8 protein-coding genes are annotated in these 10,142 nt (G+C 62.8%); 5 read left to right on the top strand and 3 right to left on the bottom strand.

Annotation, left to right across the window (positions count from 1 at the left end; all coding sequences use genetic code 11):
• Positions 1-62: 62 nt before the first annotated feature.
• Positions 63-296: an RNA chaperone Hfq gene (gene hfq / locus JX25_RS06030; RefSeq protein ID WP_054303569.1), complete on the top strand. Its 234-nt coding sequence runs from the start codon at positions 63-65 to the stop codon at positions 294-296.
• The gene (gene hflX, locus JX25_RS06025) at positions 293-1,600 is read left to right on the top strand and encodes a GTPase HflX (RefSeq protein ID WP_128254156.1); all 1,308 of its coding nucleotides are present in this window, start codon (positions 293-295) and stop codon (positions 1,598-1,600) included. The genes hfq and hflX overlap by 4 nt, the downstream gene beginning before the upstream one ends.
• Here hflX and JX25_RS06020 read toward each other — a convergent pair.
• Positions 1,597-3,549, bottom strand: coding sequence for a glycosyltransferase family 2 protein (locus JX25_RS06020; protein WP_128254155.1), 1,953 nt, complete (start codon positions 3,547-3,549; stop codon positions 1,597-1,599). The two genes, hflX and JX25_RS06020, sit on opposite strands and share 4 nt — an antisense overlap.
• A 121-nt stretch (positions 3,550-3,670) precedes the next feature.
• Here JX25_RS06020 and fdhD point away from each other — a divergent pair, with 121 nt between their 5' ends.
• The 3 genes from fdhD to mobA all read left to right on the top strand — a co-directional run bounded on the left by fdhD (position 3,671) and on the right by mobA (position 7,381).
• A complete protein-coding gene (gene fdhD, locus JX25_RS06015) occupies positions 3,671-4,426 on the top strand; it encodes a formate dehydrogenase accessory sulfurtransferase FdhD (protein ID WP_241557862.1) in 756 nt (251 codons plus the stop codon).
• A gap of 97 nt (positions 4,427-4,523) precedes the next feature.
• Positions 4,524-6,812: an FdhF/YdeP family oxidoreductase gene (locus tag JX25_RS06010; RefSeq protein WP_128254153.1), complete on the top strand. Its 2,289-nt coding sequence runs from the start codon at positions 4,524-4,526 to the stop codon at positions 6,810-6,812.
• Positions 6,812-7,381 carry a molybdenum cofactor guanylyltransferase MobA gene (mobA, locus tag JX25_RS06005; RefSeq protein ID WP_128254152.1) on the top strand — a complete coding sequence of 190 codons (570 nt, stop codon included), beginning with the start codon at positions 6,812-6,814 and terminating at the stop codon, positions 7,379-7,381. Before JX25_RS06010 ends, mobA begins: the two co-directional genes overlap by 1 nt.
• Before the next feature lie 69 nt (positions 7,382-7,450).
• Here mobA and JX25_RS06000 read toward each other — a convergent pair whose 3' ends face one another.
• Both JX25_RS06000 and JX25_RS05995 read right to left on the bottom strand, forming a co-directional pair.
• Positions 7,451-9,682, bottom strand: coding sequence for a pyrroloquinoline quinone-dependent dehydrogenase (locus tag JX25_RS06000; RefSeq protein WP_128254151.1), 2,232 nt, complete (start codon positions 9,680-9,682; stop codon positions 7,451-7,453).
• A gap of 16 nt (positions 9,683-9,698) precedes the next feature.
• Positions 9,699-10,091: a glucose dehydrogenase gene (locus JX25_RS05995; protein WP_241557861.1), complete on the bottom strand. Its 393-nt coding sequence runs from the start codon at positions 10,089-10,091 to the stop codon at positions 9,699-9,701.
• Positions 10,092-10,142 lie beyond the last annotated feature (51 nt).

Here is a 10,142-nt window from a genome sequence, read left to right as displayed (position 1 = left end):
CCGCAAGGCCCATGGCCGGCGGGCGAGGGATAAGACGCATAATAACGATAAGGCAAACGCGAATGGCCGCTGACAAGCAGAACCTCCAGGACGCCTTCCTGAACCACGTTCGCAAGGCCAAGGTGCCTGTAACGATCTTCCTGATCAACGGGGTGAAGTTGCAGGGTGTGATTACCTGGTTCGACAATTTCTGCGTGCTCCTGCGTCGCGACGGCCAATCTCAGCTTGTCTACAAGCATGCCATCTCGACAATCATGCCGGGTGCGCCCATCAACCTTTACGAGGGTGAAGACTGATTACCGATAACGATACCCCGCGGGGTGCCCCGCACGAAACCGAGGCCGCGCTTACGCGCGCCTATGTCCTGCATCCCGACCTTAAGGCAAGCCAGTCGCGCCGCTTGCCAGAACACGGTCTTGCCGAAGCGGTGGCGCTTGCCGCGGCGCTTCCGGGCCTTGATGTCGTTGGGGCGGAGGTTGTCCGCATATCCAAGGTCGCGCCCGGAACCTTGTTCGGATCCGGCAAGATGGATGAACTGGGCGCCCGCATGAAGGCCGAAGAGGTGTCTCTTGTGCTGGTGGACGGCCCTGTTTCCCCGGTTCAGCAGCGGAACCTTGAAAAGGAATGGGGCGTCAAGCTTCTGGACCGCACCGGCCTGATTCTGGAAATCTTCGCCGACCGTGCCCGCACGCGGGAAGGGGTGCTGCAGGTGGAACTTGCGGCGCTGTCCTATCAGCGGACGCGCCTGGTGCGGGCCTGGACACACCTTGAACGCCAGCGTGGCGGTCTGGGCTTTGTGGGTGGCCCCGGCGAGACGCAGATCGAAGCTGACCGCCGCGCCATCGACGAGCAGATGATCCGCATCCGGCGGCAGCTTGAAAAAGTCGTCCGCACGCGCGAGCTGCATCGTGCGGCCCGCCGGAAGGTGCCGTTTCCGGTGGTGGCCCTAGTCGGTTACACCAACGCCGGCAAATCCAGCCTGTTCAATCGCATGACCGGGGCCGAGGTTCTGGCCAAGGACATGCTGTTTGCCACGCTGGACCCGACGATGCGCGCCGTGGAGCTGCCGACCGGCCTGAAGATCATCCTGTCTGACACGGTGGGCTTCATCTCGGACCTGCCGACGCAGCTTGTCGCCGCTTTCCGCGCCACGCTGGAAGAGGTGCTTGAGGCAGACTTGATCCTGCATGTCCGCGACATCGCCCATCCCGAAAGCGCCGAACAGGCGGCGGATGTGGGTGACATCCTGAACTCGCTTGGCGTCGATCCTGCCGTGCCGATGTTCGAGGTGTGGAACAAGACCGATCTGGTCGAAGGGCCTGCGCGGGTTGCGATCCTTGAACGGGGTGCGCAGTCGGAACATGTCTTCCCACTTTCCGCCCTGACAGGTGAAAACGTGCTGCCGCTGATCGAGGCGATGACACGCGCGCTGGACGAAGACCGCACGCAGGAAACGCTGACTGTTCCCTTCGCCGACGGGCGCCGCCGTGCATGGCTGCATGAAGAAGGCGTGGTAGAGGCGGAAACGCCGGTCGAGGATGGCCACAGCATCGCTGTGCTGTGGACGGCACGCCAGCGGGCCCGGTTCCACGATCTTTAGGTGACCGTGATGATGCGCGACTGGTTGGCCATGTCGCGCATCTCCTCCTGATACCCTTCAGACATGCGCAAACGCTTCAGCTTGGCGTCAAAGCGCTTGCGGATCAGGGCTTCGGCCGCGGCAATTGCCGGATCGGCGCGCAGCGTGGCCAGCAGCGCATCCAGCCGGTCAGCCATGCGCAGGGCCGATCTGTCCTCGATCTCGTTCCGGTCAAAGCGGCGGAAATAGTTGAGGTCGTACTTGCCGTGATTGTTCAGAACGTCCCCCCGCAGGCGGCGCATCAGGTATTCCTCATGCGTTTTCACGCCGTAATGGTTCACCTGCGCGAAGTCATAGCCCTTTGAATGCCGCGTTTGCCGCCACGTCATGACCCGCCCATCGATGGGCTGGGCCGATCCGTTGATCCACGGCAGCCCGGGCGGGTTTTCGATATGGCTTTGCGCGCGGGGACGATGGATCGCGATGCGCAGGTAATCCTCGTTCCGGTACAATGTCTTCACGCCATAACCGGGGTTGAAATCATCATCCGCTGCCCAGACCAGACGCCGGGTGACCGGCGCCTCGACATATCGCTGGATGCCTGAAGATCCGAAGAAACGCCACGTCACGGCCATCGCGTCCGTATCCGTTTGGTTCATCAGGTCGATCAGGCTGTCCACGTCACCCGCTTCTGTCTTGATCGCCAGAAACTCATCGAAATCCATCACCATGAGGTAATCGGACGATCGTACCAGCGGATGATGCGCCGCACGCTTCAAGGCCCGCGATTGCGGGGGCATGTCGCGTATGGGCGGATTTTCCATCCGGGTCACAAGGCCCAGTCCCGCAAGCGCATCCAGCATCTCGTCCGTGCCATCCGTGCAGTCGTTGGTATAGGCAAGGATGTCCGTGAACCCCAGCAGGTGGTGATAAGCCACCCATTCCAGCACATAGGGCCCTTCGTCCTTGGCCATCGTGACAAGGGTGATGCGGCCGTTGGGGGATGTATTTGCCCCGCCCGGGATGTTCTTCCTTCTTGCCGCCAGATCCGACAGGAAGCTTTCGGGATCCAGCGCGATGGCGGCCCGCTCGGCGGCCTTTTCCTCCGGTGTCGGCACATACCTGATCTTGCCTGCCGCAGGGGTGGGTATGGCTTCGTAATCCGCCAGCCCCCGGCTTTCCAGATGCGACCCGAGCCAACTTGTGCGTGCGGGCAGGCCGCCGGGAAGGTTGCTGGTGAACTTTTGCAGCCACGGCTGGAAAATGCGAAGGCACAGGCTTTGGTCCTGTTCAAGCTGCGCGATCAGGCTTTCACGTTCGGGTGGCTTGACCAGCCGTTTGCGCTCGTCGAACGAAAGGGGGAAGAAGGTGCTGGCTGGCAGCGCATGCTCCATCTCTCCGGCTTCGGTGGCGAACCATGTCAGTGCCTCGGATCCTGTGGTGTCCCATGAAAGATCTTCAAGCGGGACACTGGCGCCATGGTCGCGCATTCGCTGAAGCCGCCGCCGGGTCCCGGCTTTCGCCCAGGGGGGGATCGGGGCTTCGGCAGTCAGGAAGTTCATCATCGCGCCAAGGGTTCTGGAACCATGCGGCATGCCCACGATGGCATCGCAAAGAAGCTGACGCTCCGAACGCTCATGCCCCAGGAACCATTTCATGGAGGCGGGGAAGGGGCGCAGGGCGAGGATATCCATGCCTGCCCAGACCATTCCTTCCTGCGCGATCATGAAGGTGCGGAACGCATCGACATGGTTTGTGGCAGCCTCTGTTTCGGCGGGGCGGGGAAGATCGACATCCCAAACCTCGCGCGCATCCATGACATGCGCACCTTCAGGGGCATTCGGCACGCCATGATACGTAAACAGCGTGAAATCATGCCCCAGTTCAAGGAATGAGCGGATGGAGGCGATCTGCGTCCAGGACAGGGTTCCCCCGACCCAGAGGGAGCCGATCCGTGCCGTTTCGGTCATGATAATGTCCCTGACGACCTTCTTGCGTCAATCATAGGTTGCGGTGGGCGCAGCCTGTCAAGCAGCAGGTTGACGCGCTGGCGTGATATCTTATTTTTCCCCGGTTACGAGGAGCGGGATGATGGATGAAGCAAAGGGCGCAGCGCTTCTGCAGGGGCGGCTGCTGCCGGAAGAGGTTGCGATTGCCATCAGCTACAACACTACGACACAGGCAGTGATGATGGCAACACCTCGGGACCTGGAAGATTTCGCCCGCGGTTTTTCCCTGACCGAAGGTATCGCCGCGTTCGAAGAGATCGAGGCGGTGGAAGTGGCCGAGGTGCCGCGCGGCATTGATCTGCGGGTTTGGCTGAAACCGGCGGCGGGCGCGCGCCTTGCCGAGCGGCGGCGTGTCATGGCAGGGCCCGTCGGCTGCGGCCTGTGCGGCATCGATTCACTGGAGCAGGCGCTGAGGGATGTGCCACCCGTGACGTCCGACCTGCGGATAAGGGCGGCAGATGTAGGGCGGGCGATGGCTGCGCTTCCGGCGCATCAGCCGCTGCATGATGCCACCCGCGCCATGCATGCCGCAGGGTTCTGGACGCCGGACGCGGGGATCGTTGCCGTGCGCGAGGATGTCGGCCGGCACAACGCGCTGGACAAGCTGGCAGGGGCATTGGGGCGGCCGGATGCAGGCGCGGTGCTGATCACAAGCCGCGTTTCTGTTGATCTTGTGCAGAAGGTGGCCATGCTTGGCGCGCCGGTTCTGATTTCCGTTTCTGCCCCGACCTATCAGGCGGCAATGCTGGCCGATGATCTGGGCATCACGCTGATCGGGCTGGCCCGCAGCGACGGCTTCAAGTGCTTCACCCATGGATTCCGCGTTCACGAAGGTTAAGATCAAGGGAACAGCGGGCGGCCTTGCCCGTTTCGTCAGGAGTGTTTGCCAGCCGCGACCGCTTCCCCCCCCCCCCGATCTGCCAGCAGGACATCCCATGAAAGACGACACCGAACGCCAGCAGGACCCGACGACCCCGTTCTATGACCGCCCGACAGGGGGGTGGGGATCGGTGAAAAGCGTACTTCGGCACATGGGAACGGGCAACGCCTCGCTTGGGGTGTTGGATACCCTGTGGAACCAGAACAAGCCGCGCGGGCACATGTGCACGTCCTGCGCCTGGGCCAAGCCCGCCTCGCCGCATCTGGCCGAGTTTTGCGAGAACGGCGCCAAGGCCACGATCTGGGACCATACGCGCGAACGCTGCGGGCCCGATGTGCTGGCCCGCCATACGGTGACCGAACTGCGGATGTGGCGCGATCACGATCTGGAAATGCTGGGCCGCCTGACGCACCCGATGCGCTTCGACGCCGCGACCGACCGTTATGTTGAAACAACATGGCAGGAGGCATTCGCAGCCATCGGTGCCTCGCTTCGCAAGCTGGACCCCCGTTCGACCGTCTTTTATGCCTCGGGCCGGGCCAGCCTCGAGACGTCCTATATGTGGCAGTTGTTCGCGCGCCTTTACGGCCACAACAACCTGCCCGACAGTTCCAACATGTGTCACGAAACCACCAGCGTGGCGTTAAAGGAAAGCATCGGATCGCCTGTGGGCACCTGCGTGCTGGAGGATTTCGAAAGCTGCGATCTGATCATGTTCTTCGGCCAGAACACCGGGTCCAACAGCCCCCGGTTCCTGCATCCGCTGCAGCAGGCCCGCAAGCGTGGCTGCAAGGTCGTGACCTTCAATCCCGTGCGCGAACGCGGCCTGATAGAATTCGCCAATCCCCAAAGCCCGACCGAGATGGCAAGCGGCAAGGGAACCAAGATCTCGGACATCTATCTTCAGGTGAAGCCGGGGGGTGACATTGCGGCCATTGCAGGAATGGCCAAGCACCTTTTCACGATGCAGGACCGCGCCGACGGCGTTCTGGACCGTGCCTTCATCGAAGAACATACCGACGGCTTCGCCTCGTTCGAGGAATGGGCCCGCGGGATGGAGTGGGCCGAGATCGAGCATGTCTCCGGCCTGACCCGCGCCGATCTGGAGGAGGTGGCAGAACTTTACGCAAATTCCGGCCGCGTGATCGGCGTTTACGGCATGGGCCTGACGCAGCATGTGCACGGGTCGCAATCGGTGGACATGCTGATCAACCTTCTGCTGATGCGCGGCAATATCGGGCGGCAGGGTGCGGGCATCTGCCCGGTGCGGGGCCATTCGAACGTGCAGGGCCAGCGGACCGTTGGCATCGCCGAAAAGCCCGAGCTGGTGCCGCTGGACAAGCTTGCCAAGATGTTCGGCTTCGAGCCGCCGCGCGATAAAGGCATGACGACGATCGAAGCGGTGCAGGGCGTCCTTGATGGCACGGTGAAAGGATTCCTCAGCCTTGGTGGCAACTTTGCGCGTGCCATTCCCGATCCGGGCCGCGCCGATCCCGCTTGGGCCAATCTGGAACTGAACGTTCAGATCGCCACCCGCTTCAACCGGTCGCATGCCTTGGTGGGTGACGGGGCATGGCTGCTGCCCTGCCTTGTGCGCGGTGAGGTGGACCTGCAGGCAAGCGGCCCGCAGGCCGTGACGATGGAGGACAGCCTCAGCCATATCCACGGGTCCATCGGGCGGCGCAAACCGGCGGCCGATACGCTGTTGTCGGAACCCGCCATCGTTGCCGGCATCGCCAAGGCGACACTTGATCCAAACCCCAACGTCCGCTGGGATGACTGGGTGGCTGATTACGGGCTTGTCCGCGACCTGATCGCCGAAACCTATCCCGACCAGTTCCACGACTTCAACGAGCGCATGTTCCAGGCGGGGGGCTTCTATCGCGGAAACGCGGCCCGACGGCGGGAATGGAAAACCAAGACAGGCAAGGCGCGGTTCACCACGCCCACCAGCGCAAGCGCGCTTGGCACGATGCCGGGGCAGGGTATCTATACGCTGGTTACCCTGCGGTCCAACGACCAGTTCAACACGACCGTCTATGGGTATCGCGACCGGCTTCGCGGGTTGGAAACGGACCGGATGATCGTCCTGATGTCACCCGAGGAGATCGCCGCCGCCGGCTTGCGCGACGGCCAGCGCGTTTCCCTTCTTTCCGCGCATGACGATGGGACGGAACGGCGTCTCGACGGGTTGAAAATTACGGCCTATGATCTGCCGATGGGCTGTGTTGGTGCGTATTATCCCGAAGCGAACGTTCTTGTGCCGCTGGACCTGCACGATCAGGCCTCGCACACGCCCGCTTACAAAAGCGCGCCGGTGCGGGTCGTGCCTGAACCGGCCTGATGATCTGCGGGGTCATCCTTGCGGGCGGCCGTGGCCAGCGGATGGGTGGGGCGGACAAGGCGCTCCTGCCGCTTGGTCAGCGCCCGCTTCTGGATCACGTGGTCGAAAGGCTTGCGCCGCAGGTCGATACACTGGTGCTTAGCGCGAACGGCGATCCCGCGCGTTTTCAGGGGCGTCTTCCCGTCGTGCAGGATGAAACGCCCGATTATCCCGGACCTCTTGCCGGAATCCTTGCAGGGATGATCCGGGCCGAAGGGGCGGGGGCGACTCGTATCGTAACCGTTGCCACGGATACACCGTTCTTTCCGGATGATCTGGTGAAGCGGCTTTGCGATGTGGATGGCGCTGCAGTCCGGATTGCAACCTCGGCCGGGCGGCCTCACCCGACCTTCGGGCTGTGGCCAGTGGAGGCGGCCCCGCTGCTGCGGGACTGTTTGCATAGCGGGGATCGCAGCATCATGCACGCTGCGCGGTTGGCCGGTGCCGCGATGGTGGAGTTCGCCTCTGCCCCCACCGATCCGTTCTTCAATATAAATACGGCTGAAGATTACCGGAAGTGCATGGCCTAGCTTCAGCGGCCTTCCATTATGAAAAGGTGCCCCGCAGGGCGCCTTTTGTGAATCGACATCAGGATGATCTCATTCCGGAAGGCGGTAGGCGATGATGTAATCCCCGATCGGCGTTTCCATGAAATGGTGCCCGGTTGCCGCGATCAGGACATAGTCGCGGCCATCAACTTCATAGGCGATGGGATTGGCCTGTGCCCCGGCGGGCAGCACATCGGACCAGACCGTTTCTCCGGTTTCGACATCGATCGCGCGGAACAGGTTATCGGTTGCGGCCCCGATGAAGATCAGCCCGCTTGCCGTTATGACTGCACCGCCATTGTTCGGCGTTCCGATCTTCATGGGCAGGTAGGAGGGGATGCCGAAGGGTCCGTTCCGGCGGGCGGTTCCGATGGGCGTATCCCAGATCGTTTCGCCCGTGGTCATGTCGATGGCGCGGATGCCACCATACGGGGGGCGCGTGCAGGGCACGCCGGTGCCGGTGTTGCGCCAGCCCGCGTTCACATCGATGGCATAGGGGCTGCCAGCCTGCGGATCACCCGCACCTTCGGCATTGTTGCCGCTGCTTTCGCCCGGGGACTTTTCATTGATCGGGCGCAGACCCATCTCGTCAGCCTTCTCGCGCGGGATCAGCTTGTTGTAGTTCGGAACGTCGTTGTAATTGGCGATCAGGATGTTGCGGTCCGTATCGACCGCAACCGATCCCCAGTCGGACCCGCCGTTATAGCCAGGATACTGGATCCACGGGCGGTCTGCCGAAGGCGGCGTGAAGAAGCCTTCGTAACTGGCGCGGCGGAACTGGATGCGGCACCAAAGCTGGTCGATGGGGGTGAAGCCCCACATGTCCCGTTCTGTCAGATCATCCTTGCGAAGCGTGTGCCATTCGGAAATCGGCTGCGATTTGGCAAGAAAGTCCGGCTCCACGCTGCCTTTGGTGGGGGCTTCGATCTCTCCCACCGGGACCAGGGGCTCGCCGGTGGTGCGATCAAGGATATAGATGTCACCCTGTTTCGATGGCAGCAGGATCGCGGGCGTGCCTTCGAAGTCCAGCAATGACGGCTGGGAACCCAAGTCATAATCCCAAACATCACGCCGAACGGTCTGGAAGGACCAGACCGGCTCGCCCGTCAGGGCGTTCAGCGCCACAAGTGATGTTGCCCACTGATTTTCGTGCTCGCTGCGGTTGGAGCCATAGTAATCGACCGAAGAGTTGCCCATCGGCAGATAGACATATCCCAGTTCTTCATCCGCAACGGCGGTGGTCCACATGTTGGGTGTGCCGCGGGTATAGGTCTCACCCTCGGCCGGTTGGCCGTATTCGCCGGGATTGCCCAGATCCCACGCCCAGACAAATTCGCCCGTCACGGCATCATAGCCGCGTATCACGCCAGAGGGCGCATCCTCGGCCTGACCGTCCTTGACCTGCGCGCCCGTTATCACCACGCCGCGCACGATGGCGGGGGGCGCGGTCACCGCATACCAGCCGGGCACTTTCTCTCCGATGCCCTGCCACAGGTCGATTTGGCCGTTTTCGCCAAAATCGGAGCAAAGATCTCCTGTTGTCAGGTCAACCGCGATCAGGCGGGCATCGATGGTTGCCTCGATCACCCGTGATTTGCAAAGAGCGCCATCGGGCACGTCCGGCGCCGTATAGACCGACACCCCGCGGCACGATGCAGAATAGGGGATCGCATCGTTCGAAACCTGCGGATCGTATCGCCAATTCTCCTCGCCCGTCGCGGCGTCGATGGAGATCAGGATGTTCTTTGCCGAACACATCACAAGCTGGTTGCCGATCTTCAGCGGCGTCGTTTCGGCGGCATATTTGCCTTCGGCATCGCCCATCGGCATGTCGCCGGTGCGGTAAACGAATGCGCGTTCAAGCTGGTCCACGTTTTCAGGCGTGATCTGGCTTAGCGGGCTATAACGGGTGGCATCGGCGTTGCCGCCCCAGAAGGGCCAGTCGCTGCCGACTTGCGCCTGCGCCTGCGCAGGGCGTTCAGCCGGGGCGGGAACCGGCGCTTCGGCCTGACCGGCCCCTTCGGGCGCGGGAAGATCGTCGGGCGCGGGTTCGCCCGGCGCGGCAGCATCGGGTTGCGGTTCAGGTTCGGCCGTTGGCTGTGCGGGCTGGATTTGTGGTGCCTGCTGGGGGGGAGCCGCTTCGGCATCCTCGGCTTCCGGCAGCGCCGAAGGAATTTGGGCCTGATCGCCTGCAGGCGGGGCGGCCGTTTCCTGTGCCCATATCGGCAGTGCGGTGGATGCCAGAAGCGCGGCAAGGCCGGCGCGCAGGATCATCGAGTTCATGTCGTTTCCTCCCCGTTCAGCGGTTGCGGGCGCGGCCAAGCGCAGGCAGCACCAGCAGGATCAGCACCAGCACCACGGTTGGCGCAACAAGGCGCGGCACCTGTGCCCACCAATCGGTCCCCACCTCCCAGAAGGCCCAGACGACGGTCAGAAGCCAGACGATCACATAGAAAGGCAGTGCGGCGCGCCGTTGTCTTGCAAGCAGCCACGCCGTGATGCAAAGTCCGGCCCCCGCCAGCGCGTAATACCAGCTTCCGCCCAGCGCGATCAGCCAGATGCCACCCAGAAGCAGTGCGATGCCGAACAGGCCAAGCACGACCGCCAGCACGATGGTGGCGATCCGCCATCCGCCCGTGCGGGGGATTCCTGCGCGTATCCAGCCGGATTTGTGGAAGGTTGCGTCTGCCATCATCGCCTCCTCATTGCGCTGATCCTTCGGCTTGCTTCAGCCCGGGATCAG

It is taken from the genome of Falsirhodobacter deserti (assembly GCF_004015795.1).
Classification (GTDB): Bacteria; Pseudomonadota; Alphaproteobacteria; order Rhodobacterales; family Rhodobacteraceae; genus Falsirhodobacter; species Falsirhodobacter deserti.
This window is presented reverse-complemented; position numbering and strand designations above follow the sequence as displayed.

Bases quoted from the DNA above. Each gene is read 5' to 3' on its own strand.
- hfq (WP_054303569.1), top strand. From the start codon at position 63: ATGGCCGCTGACAAGCAGAACCTCCAGGACGCCTTCCTGAACCACGTT.
- JX25_RS06020 (WP_128254155.1), bottom strand. From the start codon at position 3,549: ATGACCGAAACGGCACGGATCGGCTCCCTCTGGGTCGGGGGAACCCTG.
- fdhD (WP_241557862.1), top strand. From the start codon at position 3,671: ATGGATGAAGCAAAGGGCGCAGCGCTTCTGCAGGGGCGGCTGCTGCCG.
- JX25_RS06010 (WP_128254153.1), top strand. From the start codon at position 4,524: ATGAAAGACGACACCGAACGCCAGCAGGACCCGACGACCCCGTTCTAT.
- mobA (WP_128254152.1), top strand. From the start codon at position 6,812: ATGATCTGCGGGGTCATCCTTGCGGGCGGCCGTGGCCAGCGGATGGGT.
- JX25_RS06000 (WP_128254151.1), bottom strand. From the start codon at position 9,682: ATGAACTCGATGATCCTGCGCGCCGGCCTTGCCGCGCTTCTGGCATCC.
- JX25_RS05995 (WP_241557861.1), bottom strand. From the start codon at position 10,091: ATGGCAGACGCAACCTTCCACAAATCCGGCTGGATACGCGCAGGAATC.